This window comes from Mycobacterium sp. 1245801.1, from assembly GCF_001673055.1.
Classification (GTDB): Bacteria; Actinomycetota; Actinomycetes; order Mycobacteriales; family Mycobacteriaceae; genus Mycobacterium; species Mycobacterium europaeum_A.
The window spans coordinates 1-16,955 of sequence record NZ_LZKY01000133.1 but is presented as its reverse complement, the minus strand read 5'-3'; the positions used below and the strand labels follow the sequence as shown (position 1 = coordinate 16,955).

General features: G+C 71.1%; 18 protein-coding genes and 2 pseudogenes. 8 read left to right on the top strand and 12 right to left on the bottom strand.

All coding sequences use genetic code 11. From position 1 onward, the window contains the following. A pseudogene (locus A5622_RS07975) lies at nt 1-241 on the bottom strand (glycosyltransferase); the annotation flags it as partial. Here A5622_RS07975 and A5622_RS07970 point away from each other — a divergent pair. Together A5622_RS07970 and A5622_RS07965 are read left to right on the top strand one after the other, a co-directional pair. Beyond that, nucleotides 179-421 carry a hypothetical protein gene (locus A5622_RS07970; protein WP_066873313.1) on the top strand — a complete coding sequence of 81 codons (243 nt, stop codon included), beginning with the start codon at nt 179-181 and terminating at the stop codon, nt 419-421. The pseudogene A5622_RS07975 and the gene A5622_RS07970 overlap by 63 nt on opposite strands. Then, complete coding sequence (locus A5622_RS07965) at nt 418-1,080, top strand: DUF2064 domain-containing protein (protein WP_066877758.1); 663 nt, start codon at nt 418-420, stop codon at nt 1,078-1,080. The genes A5622_RS07970 and A5622_RS07965 overlap by 4 nt, the downstream gene beginning before the upstream one ends. Before the next feature lie 4 nt (nt 1,081-1,084). Here A5622_RS07965 and A5622_RS07960 read toward each other — a convergent pair whose 3' ends face one another. The 10 genes from A5622_RS07960 to A5622_RS07915 all read right to left on the bottom strand — a co-directional run bounded on the left by A5622_RS07960 (nt 1,085) and on the right by A5622_RS07915 (nt 9,378). Continuing rightward, nucleotides 1,085-2,470, bottom strand: coding sequence for a hypothetical protein (locus tag A5622_RS07960; protein ID WP_066877753.1), 1,386 nt, complete (start codon nt 2,468-2,470; stop codon nt 1,085-1,087). A gap of 11 nt (nt 2,471-2,481) precedes the next feature. Beyond that, a complete protein-coding gene (menE, locus tag A5622_RS07955) occupies nt 2,482-3,573 on the bottom strand; it encodes an o-succinylbenzoate--CoA ligase (protein ID WP_066873304.1) in 1,092 nt (363 codons plus the stop codon). 68 nt (nt 3,574-3,641) lie between these two features. After that, nucleotides 3,642-3,944, bottom strand: a complete 303-nt coding sequence (locus A5622_RS07950) for a DUF3349 domain-containing protein (protein WP_066873301.1) — start codon at nt 3,942-3,944, stop codon at nt 3,642-3,644. A gap of 56 nt (nt 3,945-4,000) precedes the next feature. After that, on the bottom strand, nt 4,001-4,306 hold the full coding sequence (locus A5622_RS07945) for a hypothetical protein (protein WP_066873298.1): 306 nt from the start codon (nt 4,304-4,306) through the stop codon (nt 4,001-4,003). Continuing rightward, nucleotides 4,303-5,541: an inorganic phosphate transporter gene (locus A5622_RS07940; protein WP_066873296.1), complete on the bottom strand. Its 1,239-nt coding sequence runs from the start codon at nt 5,539-5,541 to the stop codon at nt 4,303-4,305. Before A5622_RS07940 ends, A5622_RS07945 begins: the two co-directional genes overlap by 4 nt. A gap of 97 nt (nt 5,542-5,638) precedes the next feature. Continuing rightward, nucleotides 5,639-6,046, bottom strand: coding sequence for a VOC family protein (locus A5622_RS07935; protein ID WP_066873293.1), 408 nt, complete (start codon nt 6,044-6,046; stop codon nt 5,639-5,641). Nucleotides 6,047-6,099: 53 nt separating this feature from the next. Beyond that, the gene (locus tag A5622_RS07930) at nt 6,100-6,996 is read right to left on the bottom strand and encodes an SDR family oxidoreductase (protein ID WP_066873289.1); all 897 of its coding nucleotides are present in this window, start codon (nt 6,994-6,996) and stop codon (nt 6,100-6,102) included. 42 nt (nt 6,997-7,038) lie between these two features. Continuing rightward, nucleotides 7,039-7,941 (bottom strand): 1,4-dihydroxy-2-naphthoyl-CoA synthase, encoded by a 903-nt coding sequence (locus tag A5622_RS07925; protein WP_066877751.1) that lies wholly within the window; start codon nt 7,939-7,941, stop codon nt 7,039-7,041. Nucleotides 7,942-7,954: 13 nt separating this feature from the next. Beyond that, the gene (locus A5622_RS07920) at nt 7,955-8,422 is read right to left on the bottom strand and encodes a nitroreductase family deazaflavin-dependent oxidoreductase (protein WP_066873284.1); all 468 of its coding nucleotides are present in this window, start codon (nt 8,420-8,422) and stop codon (nt 7,955-7,957) included. A gap of 14 nt (nt 8,423-8,436) precedes the next feature. Continuing rightward, nucleotides 8,437-9,378, bottom strand: coding sequence for an aldo/keto reductase (locus tag A5622_RS07915; RefSeq protein ID WP_066877749.1), 942 nt, complete (start codon nt 9,376-9,378; stop codon nt 8,437-8,439). 87 nt (nt 9,379-9,465) lie between these two features. Between A5622_RS07915 and A5622_RS07910 the strand changes: the two genes are divergently transcribed. Then, entirely contained in the window at nt 9,466-10,005 is a 540-nt protein-coding gene (locus A5622_RS07910) for a TetR/AcrR family transcriptional regulator (RefSeq protein WP_066877748.1), read from the top strand. Between the two features lie 83 nt (nt 10,006-10,088). Here the strand turns inward: A5622_RS07910 and fadD8 are convergent, their stop codons facing one another. Beyond that, nucleotides 10,089-11,708: a fatty-acid--CoA ligase FadD8 gene (gene fadD8 / locus A5622_RS07905; protein ID WP_369829225.1), complete on the bottom strand. Its 1,620-nt coding sequence runs from the start codon at nt 11,706-11,708 to the stop codon at nt 10,089-10,091. 111 nt (nt 11,709-11,819) lie between these two features. Between fadD8 and A5622_RS07900 the strand changes: the two genes are divergently transcribed. The 5 genes and pseudogenes from A5622_RS07900 to A5622_RS30705 form a co-directional block, all read left to right on the top strand. Continuing rightward, nucleotides 11,820-13,424 (top strand): amidohydrolase, encoded by a 1,605-nt coding sequence (locus A5622_RS07900; RefSeq protein ID WP_066877744.1) that lies wholly within the window; start codon nt 11,820-11,822, stop codon nt 13,422-13,424. A gap of 50 nt (nt 13,425-13,474) precedes the next feature. Beyond that, on the top strand, nt 13,475-14,392 hold the full coding sequence (locus A5622_RS07895) for an o-succinylbenzoate synthase (RefSeq protein WP_231998263.1): 918 nt from the start codon (nt 13,475-13,477) through the stop codon (nt 14,390-14,392). After that, entirely contained in the window at nt 14,389-15,174 is a 786-nt protein-coding gene (locus A5622_RS07890) for an alpha/beta fold hydrolase (RefSeq protein ID WP_066877739.1), read from the top strand. Before A5622_RS07895 ends, A5622_RS07890 begins: the two co-directional genes overlap by 4 nt. 104 nt (nt 15,175-15,278) lie before the next feature. Continuing rightward, nucleotides 15,279-16,452: pseudogene (menD, locus tag A5622_RS07885) on the top strand (2-succinyl-5-enolpyruvyl-6-hydroxy-3-cyclohexene-1-carboxylic-acid synthase); the annotation flags it as partial. A gap of 180 nt (nt 16,453-16,632) precedes the next feature. Continuing rightward, the coding region (locus A5622_RS30705; protein ID WP_369829224.1) for a hypothetical protein at nt 16,633-16,955 on the top strand (323 nt) is incomplete at its 3' end.

Sequence of the window (16,955 nt, the reverse complement as noted above, 5' to 3'; positions counted from 1 at the left end):
CCGCCGCGCGGACCAGCAATTCCAGCGGGTAGCCGGATCGCCGGTCGGCGACGCCGAGCTGCAGCAGGGCATCGCGGCGGGCCACCCGCATCGGCGCGATGTCGTGCACGGGCAGGCCGTGGCGGGTGCGCAGTCGCCAGCTCATGACGACCGTGCCCACCCGGGCCACCCACGGCCAGTGCAGTCCGGGCACCGGGCGGCGCCGGCCGGTCACCAGGTCGGCGCCGCGCTGCAGCTCGGCGTCGCCGACCGGCGATCCGGCTACCCGCTGGAATTGCTGGTCCGCGCGGCGGCCGCCGGCTGGCGCGTCGTCGAACTCGACATCAGCTACGGCCCACGCACGGGCGGCAAGTCGAAGGTCAGCGGTTCGCTGCGGGGCAGCATCACCGCGATCCTCGACTTCTGGAAGGTGATTTCGTGAGCGTCCTGCCGGTGACCCTGCTGGTGGTCGCCAAGGCGCCCGAGCCGGGCCGGGCCAAGACGCGACTCGCGGCGACCGTCGGCGATCGGGTCGCCGCCGAAATCGCCGCCGCCGCGCTGCTGGACACGCTCGACGCCGTGGCCGCCGCGCCGGTGGCGGCCCGGGTGGTGGCGCTGACCGGGGATCTGGCCGGCGCCGCGAACGTCGCCGAGATCCGCCAGCGGCTGGCGTCGTTCACCGTGATCGCGCAGCGCGGTGAGGATTTCGCGGCCCGGCTCGCCAACGCGCACGCCGACGCGGCCGACGGGCTGCCGGTGCTGCAGATCGGGATGGACACCCCCCAGGTGAGCGCCGATCTGCTGGGCGGCTGCGCGCGCCGGCTGCTCGAGGCGCCGGCCGTGCTCGGGCCGGCCCGCGACGGCGGCTGGTGGGTGCTGGGGGTGGGGGAGCCGGCGATGGCGCAGTGCCTGCGCACGGTGCCGATGTCGGTGCCCGACACCGGTGAGCTGACGTTGAAGGCGTTGCGCGACAACGGCATCGACGTGGTGACGGTGCAGACGCTGGCCGACGTGGACGTCGTCGACGACGTCGCGGTGGTGCGCGGGGCCTGCGCACCCGGCAGCCGGTTCGCGCGCGTCACCCGCGCGGCCGGCCTCTAGCGGGCTACCAGTGCGTCAGGATGATCGTGTTGAGCGCCAGCGCTCCGATCGCGTTGAGCGCCAACCAGATCCGGTGTGATCGCACCGGCAGCAGGGCGGCCGACGCGGGCAGCCAGACGGTGAACGGCAGCCAGATGCGTTCCACCTCGGCCTTGCTGAGCATGCTCAGGTCGGCCAGGACGACGGCGGCCAGCACACCCAGTAGCAGCAGCTGAAAGCCACAGCGGCGGCGGATCGCGGCCCGGTCGAACACCCGGCTGATTCCGGCGACACCGCCCAGCCCGATCGCGCACACCGCGCACGCCAGGTTGGCCCAGCTCCAATATTGGAACGGCCGGTCCTTGGCGATGCCCTGCCAATAGCGTTGCTGCACCAGCGTATAGCCGTCGAACCAGAAGAACCCCGCGACGGCGAACGCCACCGCCACCGCGATCGCGGCCAGCGCCGCCGGGCCCAAGGCCCGCAGGACCGCGCGCCAGTGCGCCCAGCGGCCACCCGGCTGGTGGGCCGAGGCCAGCACCGCCAATGCCGGCAGCCCCATCAGCATCAGGCCGTAGTTGCAGAACACGCCCCAGCCCAACAGCAGGCCCGCGCCCGCGGCCGTCAGCGCGGGGTAGCGGATCGGGCGGTGCACCGCCACGGCCAGCAGCGCGATACCCCACGCCGCCACCCCGGCGAAGTATCCGTCGGCGGAGACGGCCACCCAGATGGCTGCCGGCGTCAGGGCGACGAACGGGGCGGCGCGCCGCGCGGTGGGCTCGTCGGCCAGCGCGCGCACGGCGATCACCACCGCGGCCGCCGCGCTCGAGCCGGCCAGCAGGCACAGCAGCCCGGCCCAGGCGCCGCCGTGTAGGCCGAGCCGGTCCAGCCAGACGAACGTCAGCAGCGCGCCGGGCGGATGCCCCGACACGTGGGTGGTCCACGAGTTCGGCTGGTAGTCCACGATCCGGCTGGCGAACGTGCGCAGTGTGGCGGGAATGTCGGTGATGCCCGGCACCTGTGACAGGTATTCGTCCCGGGTGGTCAGTCGCCCGGCGAAGCCGCGCTGCCAGCCGTCGATCATCGCCAACGCGAACGCCCAGCCGCACGCGGTGGCCCAGCTGCCCAATGTCAGCGTCCGCCACGAAAGGCGTTGCGCCACAATGGGTCCCCAGGCCACGACGGCGATCGCGATGGCGATGGCCGGCGCGGTTCCCCAGCCGGCGTGGATCAGCCAGTCGCCGAAGATCGGCGCGGATCCGGCGTGGGTGGCGAACTTCTCGGCGCCGACATCCAGGCGGGGCCGCACCCCGAGGTTCAGCCGCGGCAACACGAACGCCGCCGCCACCAGGACCACCCCGACCGTGACCGCTACCGCTTCGCGCGCTGCCTCCCGTCGAGCGATCCTCACGGACGAACAGCCTATTGATCGCTCGGCGCGGCGAACCGGCGCACCAACGCCGCACGGTCGACCTTGCCGATGCCGCGGCGTGGCAGCGCGGCAACGACGTGCAACTCGCGCGGGGCGGCGGTGGCGTCCAGGGTGCGGGTCACCTGCGCGCGCAGCTCGTCCAGGCCCGGCGCGGCGGATCCGTCTCGCACCACGATCGCGGCGACCACCCGCTGCCCCAGCCGGTCGTCGGCCACGCCGAACACCGCGCAGTCGCTCACGGCCGGATGGGCACACAGTGCCGCCTCGACCGGCTGCGGCAGCACGGTCAGCCCGCCCGTGCTGATCGCGTCGTCTGCGCGGCCCAGCACGGTCAGCACGCCCGCAGCGCTGACGGCGCCGAGGTCGTCGGTGCGAAACCAGCCCGGCTCGGCGAACGGATCCGGGTCGACCGGGTTGCGGTAGCCCTTGGCCAGGGTCGCGCCCCCGATGACGATGCGGCCGTCGACCGTGCGCAGCCGCACCCCGTCCAGCGGGACGCCGTCGTACACGCACCCGCCGGCGGTCTCGCTCATCCCGTAGGTGCGGACCACGGTGATGCCCGCCGCGGCCGCGGCGTCGAGGACGGGTCGCGGAGCGGGACCGCCGCCGAGCAGCACCGCGTCCAGCTCGGCGAGCGCGGCCGCGGCCGCCGGATCACCCAGCGCCTTGGCCAGCTGCGCGGCGACCAGCGACGTGTACCGCCGCCGCGAGCCCAATCTCCTTATCGCGCCAGGCAATTCGGTGACGTCGAACCCGGCCGACACATCCATCTCGACCGGTACCGCGCCGGCGAGCGCGCTGCGCACCAAGACCTGCACCCCGGCGATGTGGTGTGGCGGCAGGGCGAGCAGCCAGCTGCCCGGGCCGCCGAGGCGGTCGTGGGTGGCCGCGGCGCTGGCCGTCAGCGCGGCGGCGGTCAGCAAGGCGCCCTTGGGAACTCCGGTGGTACCCGACGTCGCCACGACCACGGCCACGTCGTCGTCGATGGATTCCCCGACGCGCAGGCCCGCCCGCAGCGCGGCCGACTCGCGATCGTCGGCCCCGGGCAGCGCGAGAAGTGCGGGGTCGCGCCCGTCGAGCACCCGTTCCAGGGCGGGCAATAGCGTCGAGGCTGCCGCGCCCGGCGAGACGTGCAGTGCGCGCAGTGCGACTATGCCGGGTCCCCGGCCTCGTCGGCTTCGTCGAACGGCCAGCCCTGGGCCGCCAGCCGGACCCGCACGCGCTCAACGTCATCCGGCGACGGCAGCTCGTCGGTGATCTGGGTGATCAGCACGCCGATGTCGACGTCGTCGAACTCACCGCGCCGAACCAGCTCGCAGGCCACGGCCTTCGCTTCGTCGTTGGACAACCGGCGGGCCAGCAGCGCGAGCACCGGGAAGGTGTCGGTCGCCGGAACGCCTTCGGGGTATCCCGCGCGCAGCCAGGACACGATGGAGTTGAGGAATCCGTTCACGCTGATACAGCTCCCCCCGGTGTCCGGTTCGGTAACTCGGTGGGCATTAACCGATGCTACTTGGGTTTCGCTCCGAGGAACGGATAGCCGGTGTGATGTGCGATGAAGTCACGGGCGATGTAGGCCAGCGCCAGCGCGATCACCGCGATCACCAGCGCGTAGATGGCCCACGCCACCCCCGTCAGCACCGGGTTGCGCTGCGTCGCGCTGCCGTTGCTGGCGCCGTCGACGTCACCGGCTCCGGCGGACTGCAGCCGGATCCCGAGGGCGAACAGCCCCGGCAGGGCGGCGCCCGCCAGCATGGCGAAGACGAGGATCTTCAAGCTGGCTTGGTAGTTGAACCAGTCGCTGATGTGACTCATGAAGCGCTCGCCTTAACCGTAGGGTCGTCGGAGTCGTGCCGGGGAGCGGTGCCGCCGAGCGTGGGTCCGGCGTCCGACGGCGGGTGCTGCTCGTCGGAGTCGAGCCCGCTGGTCAGGTCGCCCCGCCATTCGGCGTTGACGTTGTTGTGGTCGACCTTGACCTTGCGCGACCGGATGTAGATGGTGGCCGAGACGGCGACCAGCAGCGCGAAGCCGATGATCGCGCCGGGGTAGCCGCCGATCAGGTGCACGATCCAGTAGGTCAGGGCGCCGACCAGGCCGGCCAGCGGCAGCGTCACCAGCCAGGCGACGCCCATCCGGGCGGCGACGCCCCACCGGACCTCGCCGCCGGGCTTGCCCAGCCCGCTGCCCAGCACCGAACCGGTGCAGACCTGGGTGGTCGACAGCGCGTAGCCGAAGTGGGCGGAGAGCAAAATCACCGCGGCCGAAGAGGACTCGGCCGCCATGCCCTGCGGCGACTGGATCTCGACCAGGCCCTTGCCCAGGGTGCGGATGATGCGCCAGCCACCGAGGTAGGTGCCGGTCGCCATGGCCACCGCGCAGCTCACGATGACCCACAGCGGCGGCATCGACGCCGTCTTGCTGACCGAGCCGTAGGAGATCAGCGCCAGGAAGATGATGCCCATCGTCTTCTGCGCGTCGTTGGTGCCGTGGGCCAGCGAGACCAGCGACGCCGAGCCGATCTGACCGCGCCGGAAGCCCGCCTCGGTGCGGGCCTGCGGGACGCCCCGGGTGATCCGGTAGACCAGCCAGGTCGCGACCGCGCCGACCACGATGGCCAGGATCGCCGAGACGACGGCCGGGATGATCGCCTTGGAGATCACGCCCTTCCAGATCACGCCGTGCGCGCCGACGGCGGCGATGGTGGCGCCGACGATGCCGCCGATCAGGGCATGTGACGAACTCGACGGGATACCGAGGAGCCAGGTCAGCAGGTTCCAGACGACGCCGCCCACGAGCCCGGCGAAGACCAGTTCCAGCGTCACGATGTTGGAGTCGATCAGGCCCTTGGCGATGGTCGCGGCGACGGCGGTGGACAAGAAAGCGCCCACCAGATTCAGCACCGCCGAGAGCGCGACCGCCGCCTTGGGCTTGAGTGCACCGCTGGCGATCGAGGTCGCCATCGCGTTGCCCGTGTCATGGAAGCCGTTGGTGAAATCGAAAGCCAATGCCGTGATTACGACAATGATCAAGAGGAACAATTGGATGTTCACAGCGCCTGATTCTGGTCATAGGAGGATTCCATTGTCGAATGCTGAGGCAGTCGAAACGCGGGTGTACCTTGACTCGTCGCCAGATGTTACCTCTCAGTTAACCGGAATTACCCCGCCGTTCACCTCGGGTGTCACGCCGTAGCGGGTGGTCGGAGGGTATTTCGAGGAATATCAGGGTGATCCCGTCGGGGTCGGTCACGTGCATTTCGTAGAGGCCCCACGGCTCCTGGCGCGCCTCGCGCGCGATGGCCACCCCCCGCCCGCGGAGCTCGGCCTGGGTCGCCTCGATGTCGCGGACCTGCAGCCACAGCGCGCCCGGGAACGGTCCGCGCGAGTGGTCCGGGGAGCCGTAACCGGCCAGTTCAAGCAGCGACTGTCCTGCGAAAAAGACTGTGCCCGCGCCGTATTCACGCGCTATAGCCAGGCCGATCTGGTCGCGGTAGAAGGTCAGCGACTGCTGATAGTCCGCCGGCCGGAGCAACATCCGACTGGCCAGGATCTCCATAGCGTCGTGTCTATCACAGTGGCCGGGCAAAACGGCCCGTAGCGGCGGCCGGGTCAGCCGTCGTTATTGCGGTTGGGCTGGATGCTCTGGCGCTGCATGACGGCGTTGACCCAGCGCGGGCCGAACGTGTCGAGCGCCTTGGCGGCGATCGCCATCCGCGGTGCGATGCGCACCGGGCGGGTGCGGGCGGCGGTGATCATCCACTCGCCGGCCTCCTCCGGCGTCAGCGCCGGCATCCCCTGGTAGGCCTTGGTCGGTGCGATCATCGGGGTGGCCACCAGCGGGTAGTACAGCGTGCTGGAGTGCACGCCCTTGTCGCCCCACTCGGTTTCCACCACCCGGCTCACCGTCGACAGCGCGGCCTTCGAGGCGTTGTACACCGCGAACAGCGGTGAGGCCTCCGACAGCACGCCCCACGTCGAGACGTTGATGATGTGCCCGTCGCCGCGCTCGATCATGCCCGGCGCCAGCCCGCGGATCAGCCGCAACGGCGCGTAGTAGTTGAGCACCATCGTCCGCTCGACGTCGTGCCAGCGTTCCAGCGACTCGGCCAGCGGCCGGCGGATGGACCGGCCGGCGTTGTTGATCAGGATGTCGATTCCGCCGAGACGCTTTTCGACGTCGGCGACCAGCGCGTCGACGGCGTCCATGTCGGAGACGTCGCACGGGATCGAGATGGCGTCACCGCCCGCCGAGGTGATGCGGTCCGCGAGCGCGTCGAGCAGCTCCTGGCGGCGGGCCACGACGACCACCGTGGCGCCCGCCCGGGCGAACTGTTCGGCCGCGGCCTCGCCGATGCCCGACGACGCCCCGGTGAGCAAGATGCGCTTGCCGGCCAGTTCGATCGGCTTGATCAGCGGACGATTGACCAACACTTGCGGCGCCATCGGAGGACGCATGGTCGCCAGCACGAACTGGTCGGCGATCCGGCGAAGGGGACTCTTGCTCACGGGAGGCGAGTCTAGGCGGTGGCCCCGGGCACCCCGGGCCGCTCAGAAGTAGCGGGGGAACCGGCTCCAGTCCGGGTCGCGCTTTTCCAGGAAGGCGTCGCGGCCCTCGACGGCTTCGTCGGTCATGTAGGCCAGCCGGGTGGCCTCGCCCGCGAACAGCTGTTGGCCCACCAGGCCGTCGTCGAGCAGGTTGAACGCGAACTTCAGCATCCGTTGCGCCTGTGGGGATTTCGCGTTGATCTCGCGCGCCCATCCGATGGCCTCGGATTCCAGCTCGGCATGGTCGACGACGGCGTTGACCGCGCCCATGTGGTGCATCTGCTCGGCGGTGTAGGGGCGGCCGAGGAAGAAGATCTCGCGGGCGAACTTCTGGCCGACCTGGCGGGCCAGGTACGCGCTGCCGTAGCCGCCGTCGAAGCTGCCGACGTCGGCGTCGGTCTGTTTGAAGCGGGCGTGTTCGCGGCTGGCCAGGGTGAGGTCGCACACCACGTGCAGGCTGTGCCCGCCGCCGGCCGCCCACCCGTTGACCAGACAGATCACCACCTTGGGCATGAACCGGATCAGCCGCTGCACCTCGAGGATGTGCAGCCGCCCGGCGCGGGCGGTGTCGACGGTGTCGGCGGTCTCGCCGCTGGCGTACTGGTAGCCGCTGCGCCCGCGGATGCGTTGGTCGCCGCCGGAGCAGAACGCCCAGCCGCCGTCCTTGGGCGAGGGTCCGTTGCCGGTCAGCAGCACCACGCCGACGTCGGGGGACATCCGGGCGTGATCGAGCACCCGGTAGAGCTCGTCGACGGTGTGCGGCCGGAACGCGTTGCGCACCTCGGGCCGGTCGAACGCCACCCGCACCGTGGCGTCGTCGACGTGGCGGTGATAGGTGATGTCGGTCAGGTCGCCGAACCCGTCCACCGGACGCCACTGGTCGGCATCAAAGGGGTTGTCACTCAAGGTTTTTGAACTCCTATGCCGGGTCCAGCCGAAATACCGGACACACGCCCGCCAGCGCCTCGAACTCCTCGGGGCGACCATCGGTGACCAGCCCCGAGCGCTTCATGAAGCCGACGCCGGTGGGCACCTCGGTGGGAAACGCCCGCAAGAACGGGCGCGCCGCATCGGCGGACAGCTCCACCATCCGCACCCGCTCGCGGTGCCGACCGCGGGCCAGCGTCGCGTACTCGGCGGCACGGACGTTGCGGATCCAATCCGCGCCCGGAAACCCGGCCACCACATAGCGTTTGCCGTCCACCGTCATCGGCGTCACCGGCGTCGACCGGGGTGTGCCGGACTTGCGGCCGGGCACGGTCAACACCACCGGGCTTTCACCACCGAAGCTCAGGCCCAGCCGCGAGAGCCGGATGAAGACCTTGTTCGCCGGCTTCAGCCACCACGGCGGTTTGGGGGACGGCTTGCTGCCGTCGGGCGTACCCATGCCTGACACAGTAGTCAGCTCTGGGGCGCCTCCAGGAAGGGTTCGACGCCGTGCGCCCAGGGGTCGGCGCCGGGTTCGGCGACGGCGTCGAGCCGGGCGACCGCCTCGGCGCTCAGTGTGACGCCCGCCGCGGCGATGTTCTCCTCGAGGTGGGCGACCGACCGGGTGCCGGGAATCAGCAACGTGTTCGGCGCGTGCGCCAAGATCCAGGCCAACCCGACCTGGGCGCCGCTAACGCCCAACTCGCCGGCGATGTCGGCCACCACCGGGTTGTCGGCGACCTTCGGGAATCCGGGGAACGCCGAGCCGAGCGGGAAGTACGGCACCCACGCGATGCCCGCGTCCACGCACAGCTCGAGCATGGCTTCCTGGGAGCGGTCCAACAGGCTGTAGGCGTTCTGCACGCAGACGATGCCGGCGGGCAGCGCTCGCCGCAGCACGTCGAGCGACACGCTGCTGATCCCGATCGCGCCGATCTTGCCCTCGTCGCGCAGGGCGATCAGCTCGGCCAGCTGGTCGTCGAGGTCGACGATCTGGTCGCCCTCGGCGGACATGCCGATCCCGGTGTCGAGCCGCCGCAGGTTGACCACCGGGACGCGATCAAGGCCGAGCTGGCGCAGGTCGTCTTCGACGGCGGCGCGCAGTTCGGCGGGCCGTTGTGCCGGCGCCAGCGGGATCGGTTGTTCGCCGGTGTAGCGCGCGCCGACCTTGCTGACGATGACGAGGTCGTCGGGGTAGGGGGCCAGTGCCGCGTGGATCCGGCGGTTCACCTCGCCGGGTCCGTAGAACGACGCGGTGTCGATGTGGTTGACGCCCAGTTCGATCGCGCGACGCAGCACCGCGGCCGCGTCGTCGGCGGTCGTCGCCTCGAACAGTTGCATGGCGCCGTAGCCCATGCGGGCGACGGGGGTCGCGCCCAGAGTGCCGATGCCGCCGGGCCGGGGTTGGTCTGTCATGGTGCTCCTGAAGGATCGGGTGACACACTGGTGAAAGCGGAGGGGCCTCCGCATTGATAGCGTAACAGAACCGGAGGAGCCTCCGCTTTGGTGGGAAGGTCGGACGCGCGCCGCAATCGCGAACGGCTGCTGGCGGCGGCCACCGCGGCGTTCACCGCGCACGGCGCGGCGGTCTCGCTCGAGTCGATCGCCCGCGACGCGGGGGTGGGGATCGGCACGCTGTACCGCCATTTCCCCAACCGGGAGGCGCTTGTCGAGGCCATTTACCGCGCCGAGCTCGCCGAGGTGGCCGCGGCCGCCGGGCACCTGCTCGAGCGCCATCCGCCCAAGACGGCGCTGCGCCGCTGGATGGACCGCTACGCGAGTTTCGTCGCCGCCAAGCGCGGCATGGCCGAGTCCCTGCAGGCGATCTTCGACTCGGGTGCGCTTGCGCCCAGCCAGACTCGCGACAGCATCGTGGGTGCCGTCGAGTCGCTGTTGCGGGCCGGCGCCGACGACGCGAGCCTGCGCGCCGACGTGCAGGCCGACGACGTGGTGTCCAGCCTGATCGGCATCTTCTTGGTAAGCGGTTCACCGGAGCAGACCGGGCGCATGCTCGACCTGCTGGTCGCGGGGGTGAGTCGCTGACTCGTTACGTTTGGACGCGAGCGTGAAGCTACTTGCACGTTCGGACGCGAGTGTGAAGTTAGTTTCACGCTCGCCGCTATTGCCTAGCCCACCGAGCGGGCCGCGCCCTCCCAGAACTGCGCGCGCACGGCCTTCTTGTCCGGCTTGCCCAGCCCGGTCAGCGGCAGCGAGTCGGCGAGCACCACCCGCTTGGGCGACTGCACCGAGCCCTTGCGATCCTTGACCGCGGCCTGGATCTCGGCGGTCATCTTCTCGATCGACGCGTCGTCGCGGGGCGCGTCGGGGCGCAACACCACCACCGCGGTGACGGCCTCGCCCCACTTCTCGTCCGGCGCGCCGACCACGCACACCTGGGCGATGGCCGGGTGCTCGGCGACGACATCCTCGACCTCGCGCGGGAACACGTTGAAGCCGCCGGTGACGATCATGTCCTTGACCCGGTCGACGATGAAGTAGAAGCCGTCCTCGTCCTCGCGGGCCATGTCGCCGGTGTGCAGCCAGCCGTCCTTGAACGTCTCGGCCGTCGCCTCGGGCAGATTCCAGTACCCGCCCGCCAAAAGCGGCCCGCTGACACAGATTTCGCCCGGCTCGCCCTGCGGGACCGGCTTGCCGTCCTCGCCCAGCAGCGCGACGCGGGCGAAAAGCGTTGGGCGCCCACAGGAGGTGAGCCGCTTCTCGTCGTGCTCGTTCTTGGCCAGGTAGGTGATGGCCATCGGCGCCTCGGACTGCCCGTAGTTCTGGGCGAAGATCTTGCCGAACCGGCGAATCGCCTCGGCCAGGCGCACCGGGTTGATCGCCGAGGCGCCGTAGTAGACGGTCTGCAGCGACGACAGGTCGCGGGTGTGCGAGTCCGGGTGGTCCATCAGCGCATACAGCATCGACGGCACCAGGAACGTGGCCGTAATGCGTTTCTCCTCAATGGTTTTCAGCACATCGGCCGGGTCGAACTTGGGCAGCACGTGCATCTCGCCGCCCTTGATCAGCGTGGGCAGGAAATACGCCGCGCCGGCGTGCGACAGCGGGGTGATCATCAGGAACCGCGGCTCCTCCGGCCACTCCCATTCCGAGAGCTGGATCTGGGTCATCGAGGAGATCGACTGCGCGGTGCCCATCACGCCCTTGGGCTTGCCGGTGGTGCCACCGGTGTAGGTCAGGCCGATGACCTGATCCGGCGGCAGGTCCGCGGCCACCAGCGGCTGCGGGTCGTACTTGGCCGCCTCGGCCGCCAGGTCGACCGCCACCCCACTGAGCGCCTCGGGCACCGGCCCGATGGTCAGGATCTGCTTGAGCCCGGGCACCTTCTCCAGCAGGGCCAGCGCCCGCTCGACGAACATCGGGTTGGGGTCGATGATCAGCGAGCTGATGCCGGCGTCGTTCAGCACGTAGGCGTGGTCGTCCAGCGAGCCCAGCGGGTGCAGCGCGGTGCGCCGGTAGCCGCGGGTCTGGCCGGCGCCGATGATCAGCAGCACCTCGGGCCGGTTGAGCGAGAGCAGGCCGACGGCGACGCCGGTGCCCGCGCCCAACGCCTCGAACGCCTGGATGTACTGGCTGATCCGCTCGGCCATCTGACCACCGGTCAGCGTGGTGTCGCCGAGGAACAGCACCGGCTTGGTCTTGTGGCGCTTTAGCGCGCCCACGAGCAGGTGGCCGTTGTGGGTCGGGTTGCGCAACAGGTCGGCTGTCATGGCGCCGCTCCTCCTCATCACATCGCTGAAGCATCGTCGCCGACGCGACTCATGAGCAAGACTAGAACGTGTTGCAATTTGGGTCAGCCGCGCCCTGTTGGACGCCGGCAGCCACTACGATCCCTCCCCATGGGGCAGGCAGATCTCGTCGTCACCGGAACCATCCTGACCGTCGACGAGCAGCGGCCCACCGCCGAGGCGCTCGCGATCGCCGACGGCAGGATCATCGCCGTCGGAACCCGGGCCGAGGTCGCCGACCTCGCCGGCCCCGGCACCCGGACCGTCGATTCCGGTGACGGCTGCGTCATGCCGGGTTTCGTTGAGGCACACGGACATCCGTTGATGGAGGCGGTCGCGCTGTCGGACCGCATCGTCGACATCCGCCCGGTCACCATGCGCGACGCCGACGACGTCGTCGCGGCGATCCACTCCGAGGTCGCCCGCCGCGGGTCCGACGGCGCCTTCCTCAACGGCTGGGATCCGCTGCTGCAGAACGGCCTTCCGGAACCCACGCTCGGCTGGCTCGACGAGATCGCGCCGGACAGCCCGCTGGTGATCATGCACAACTCCGGGCACAAGGCCTTTTTCAACTCGCATGCCGCCAAGCTGCACGGGCTGACCCGCGACACCCCCGACCCCAAGGGCGCGAAATACGGCCGCGACGCCGACGGCGAGCTCGACGGCACCGCCGAAGAAACCGGCGCGGTGTTCCCGCTGCTGGGCGGGGCCATCGACTTCGCCGACTATCCGCGGATGCTGCTCGCCGAGTGCGCCCGGCTCAACCGCGCCGGCCTGACCACCTGTTCGGAGATGGCGTTCGACCCGAACTTCCGCCCGGTGCTCGACCAGCTGCGCGAGCGGCTGACGGTGCGGTTGCGCACCTACGAGATCTCCAACCCACAGATGTCGACGGCCGCCACCCCCGGGCAGGGCGACGACATGGCCCGCCAGGTCGGCATCAAGATCTGGGTGGACGGCTCGCCCTGGATCGGCAACATCGACCTGTCCTTTCCCTACCTGGACACCGAAGCCACCCGGATCATCGGCGTCGTGCCGGGGTCGTGCGGCTGCGCCAACTACACCAAAGAGCAGCTGCACGAGATCGTCGGCTCCTACTTCCCGCTCGGCTGGCCGATGGCCTGCCACGTGCAGGGCGACGCCGGTGTGGACACCATCCTCGACGTCTACGAGGAGGCCCTGAAACGCCACCCGCGCGACGACCACCGGCTGCGCCTCGAGCACGTCGGCGCCATCCGGCCCGAGCAGCTGCAGCGCGCCCACGACCTCGGCGTCACCTGCAGCATCTTCGTCGACCAGATCCACTACTGGGGCGACGTGATCGTCGACGGCCTGTTCGGCGAGGAGCGCGGAAGTCGTTGGATGCCCGCGGGATCCGCGGTCGCCACCGGGATGCGCATCTCGCTGCACAACGATCCGCCCGTTACGCCCGAGGAGCCGCTGCGCAACATCAGCGTCGCGGTGACCCGCACGGCGCCGAGCGGCCGGGTGCTCGGGCCCGAGGAACGCCTGACGGTCGAGCAGGCGATCCGCGCGCAGACCATCGACGCGGCCTGGCAGCTGTTCTCCGACGACGTGATCGGCTCGCTGGAGGTCGGCAAGTACGCCGACCTGGTGGTGCTCTCGGCCGATCCGCGCGCCGTCGCGCCCGAGCGGATCGCCGACCTCGAGGTGCGGGCGACATATCTGGCGGGCCGCCGGGTCTACAGCGCGTGACGCCGACGCTGGAGGATCTGCTCGACCGCCTGCACGTGGTGGCGCTTCCGATGCGGGTCCGGTTCCGGGGCATCATGACCCGCGAGGTCGCGCTGATCGACGGCCCGGCCGGGTGGGGCGAATTCGGGGCCTTCGTCGAATACGAGCCGCGCGAGGCCGCGCACTGGCTGGCCGCGGGTATCGAAGCCGCCTACCGAACGCCGCCGCCCACCCGCCGCGAGCGCGTGCCGATCAACGCGACCGTGCCGGCCGTGGCCGCCGCAGACGTGCCGGAGGTGCTGGCCCGCTTCCCGGGGGCCGGCACGGCCAAGGTCAAGGTCGCCGAGCCGGGACAGACCCTGGCCGACGACGTCGCCCGGGTCAACGCCGTGCGTGAACTGGTGCCGACCGTGCGGGTCGACGCCAACGGCGGCTGGAGCGTCGAGGAGGCGCAGGCCGCCGCGGCCGCGCTGACCGCCGACGGCCCGCTGGAATACCTCGAACAGCCCTGCGCGACGGTCGCCGAGCTCGCGGCGCTGCGCCGCCGCGTCGAGGTGCCGATCGCCGCCGACGAAAGCATCCGCAAGGCCGACGACCCGCTGGCCGTGGTCCGCGCCGGCGCCGCCGACATCGCGGTGCTCAAAGTCGCTCCGCTGGGCGGGATTTCGGCCATGCTGGCGATCGCCGCGCAGATCGACATCCCGGTGGTGGTGTCCAGCGCGCTGGATTCGGCGGTGGGCATCGCCGCGGGCCTGACCGCCGCCGCGGCCCTGCCGCAGCTTCGGCACGCCTGCGGGCTGGGCACCGGCGGGCTGTTTCTGCAAGACGTCGCCGACGCCCTCGAGCCCGTCGACGGGACCCTGCCGGTGGGGCCGGTCAGGCCCGATCCGGAGCGGCTGCGCGCGCTGCGGGCGGCGCCGGAGCGGCGGCAGTGGTGGATCGACCGGGTCAAGGCCTGCCATCAGTTGCTTGTACCGTCGTCCGGGTGATCAACCTGGCTTACGACGACCGCGGCTCCGGTGAGCCCGTGGTCTTTATCGCCGGCCACGGCGGCGCCGGACGCACCTGGCACCCCTATCAAGTCCCCGCGTTCCTGGCGGCCGGCTACCGCGTCATCACCTTCGACAATCGCGGGATCGGCGCCACCGAGAACGCGGAGGGCTTCTCGACGCAGACCATGGTCGACGACACGGCGGCGCTGATCGAAGGCCTGAACGCGGCCCCGGCTCGCGTCGTCGGGATGTCGATGGGCGCGTTCATCACCCAGGAGCTCATGCTGGCCCGGCCCGAGCTGGTCAGCTCGGCGGTGCTGATGGGCACCCGCGGCCGCATGGACCGGGCCCGGCAGTTCTTCCGCGACGCCGAGGCCGAGCTGTCCGACGCCGGCGTCGCGTTGCCGGCCGCATACGAGGCGAAAATCCGCCTGCTGGAAAACTTTTCCCGCAAGACGCTCAACGACGACACCGCCGTCGCCGACTGGATCGCGATGTTCTCCACCTGGCCCGTCAAGCCCACCCCGGGCATGCGCGCCCAGCTCGACGTGGCGCCGTACACCAGCCGGCTGACCGCCTACCGCAGCATCGCGACGCCGGTGCTGGTGATCGGCTTCTCCGATGACGTGCTCACGCCGCCGTACCTGGGCCGCGAGGTCGCCGACGCCCTGCCCAACGGCCGCTACGTGCAGATCCCCGACACCGGCCATCTGGGCTTCTTCGAGCGGCCCGACGCCGTCAACGCCGCCATGCTCAAGTTCTTCGCCGAGCACAAGTAAGCGCCTCGCGCTGGGCGCATGACACAGGGCCTATGTTGATCGCCCGCTTCCTCCTCCCGCCCAGCGCGGCGGGCATCGTCAGCGGGCTATGACACCCTGTAGGAGTGAACCCCTCGACGACACAGGCTCGCGTCGTCGTTGACGAGCTGATTCGCGGCGGCGTCCGCGACGTGGTGCTCTGCCCCGGTTCGCGCAACGCCCCGCTGGCCTTCGCGCTGCAGGACGCCGACCGCGCCGGCCGGGTCCGCCTGCACGTCCGCATCGACGAGCGCACCGCCGGCTACCTGGCCATCGGCCTGGCCATCGCCGCCGGCGCGCCGGTGTGCGTCGCCATGACGTCCGGCACCGCCGTCGCCAACCTCGGCCCGGCGGTGATCGAGGCCAACTACGCCCGGGTGCCGCTGATCGTGCTGTCGGCCAACCGGCCCTACGAACTGCTGGGCACCGGGGCCAACCAGACCATGGAGCAGCTGGGCTACTTCGGCACCCAGGTGCGGGCCACCATCAGCCTGGGCCTGGCCGAGGACGCCCCCGAGCGGCTGGATGCGCTCAATGCCACCTGGCGATCGGCCACCTGCCGGGTGCTGACGGCCGCCACCGGGTCCCGCACCGCCAACGCCGGGCCGGTGCAGTTCGACATCCCGCTGCGCGAACCCCTGGTCCCCGGTCCCGAGCCCCAGGCGGTGACCCCGCCGGGCCGCCCGGGCGGGCGGCCGTGGACCTACACCCCGCCGGTCACCTTCGACCAGCCGCTGGACATCGACCTGACACCCGACACGGTCGTCATCGCCGGGCACGGCGCGGGCGCACAGCCCAACCTGGCCCAGCTGCCGACGGTCGCGGAGCCGACTTCATTTTCTGGCCAGCCCGTGCCTAACCCGCTGCACCCGCTCGCGCTGCCGTTGCTGCGGCCCAAGCAGGTGATCATGCTCGGCCGTCCCACCCTGCACCGGCCGGTGTCGGCGCTGCTGGCCGACCCGCAGGTACCGGTGTTCGCGCTGACCACCGGGCCGCGCTGGCCGGACGTCTCGGGCAACTCGCAGGCCACCGGGACGCGGGCGGTCACCACCGGCGCGCCCAACCCGGCCTGGTTGGACCGCTGCGCGCAGACCAACCGGCACGCCCTGGCCGCCGTCCGCGGCCAGCTCGCGGCGCACCCGCTGACCACCGGCCTGCACGTCGCGGCGGCGGTGGCCGACGCGCTGGTGCCCGGCGACCAACTGGTGCTCGGGGCGTCCAACCCGGTCCGCGACGCCGCGCTGGTCGGCCTTGACCTCCAGCACCCGCATCCCGGCCCCGGGTTCGTCGAGGGCCGCCGCCAGTTCGCCGACCTCGATCTGGCGGCTCTCGACGTGGTAGGCGCGGCACAGCGCGCCCACGTCGACGTCGTGCGGGGTGCCGAAAACCCGTGACGACACGTCGGAGAACCGCGGGTCGCCCTGCTCGAGCAGTTCGAAGATGCCGCCGCCGTTGTCGTTGGAGACCACGATCGTCAGCCGGCGCGGCGTGGGCTCGGTGGGCCCGATCAGCAACCCGGAGCTGTCGTGCACGAAGGTCAGGTCGCCGATCAGCGCGACCGTGCGCGCCGGGGTGTCCGGCCCGCCGTGGCGTTCGTGGGCGAGGGCCGCGCCGATCGCGGTCGAGACCGTGCCGTCGATGCCGGCGACGCCGCGGTTGGACCGCACCCGGATGCCGTGGGTGTCCAGGCCGACCAGCGCGGCGTCGCGGACCGGGTTGGACGCCCCGAGCACCAGTTGGTCGCCGGGCACCAGCGCGTCGGC

What these genes read in the sequence shown, in the direction of transcription:
- A5622_RS07945 (WP_066873298.1), bottom strand. Translation starts at nt 4,306, where the DNA reads ATGAGTCACATCAGCGACTGGTTCAACTACCAAGCCAGCTTGAAGATC.
- A5622_RS07935 (WP_066873293.1), bottom strand. Translation starts at nt 6,046, where the DNA reads ATGGAGATCCTGGCCAGTCGGATGTTGCTCCGGCCGGCGGACTATCAG.
- A5622_RS07920 (WP_066873284.1), bottom strand. Translation starts at nt 8,422, where the DNA reads ATGGGTACGCCCGACGGCAGCAAGCCGTCCCCCAAACCGCCGTGGTGG.
- A5622_RS07915 (WP_066877749.1), bottom strand. Translation starts at nt 9,378, where the DNA reads ATGACAGACCAACCCCGGCCCGGCGGCATCGGCACTCTGGGCGCGACC.
- fadD8 (WP_369829225.1), bottom strand. Translation starts at nt 11,708, where the DNA reads ATGAGGAGGAGCGGCGCCATGACAGCCGACCTGTTGCGCAACCCGACC.
- A5622_RS07900 (WP_066877744.1), top strand. Translation starts at nt 11,820, where the DNA reads ATGGGGCAGGCAGATCTCGTCGTCACCGGAACCATCCTGACCGTCGAC.
- A5622_RS07895 (WP_231998263.1), top strand. Translation starts at nt 13,475, where the DNA reads ATGCGGGTCCGGTTCCGGGGCATCATGACCCGCGAGGTCGCGCTGATC.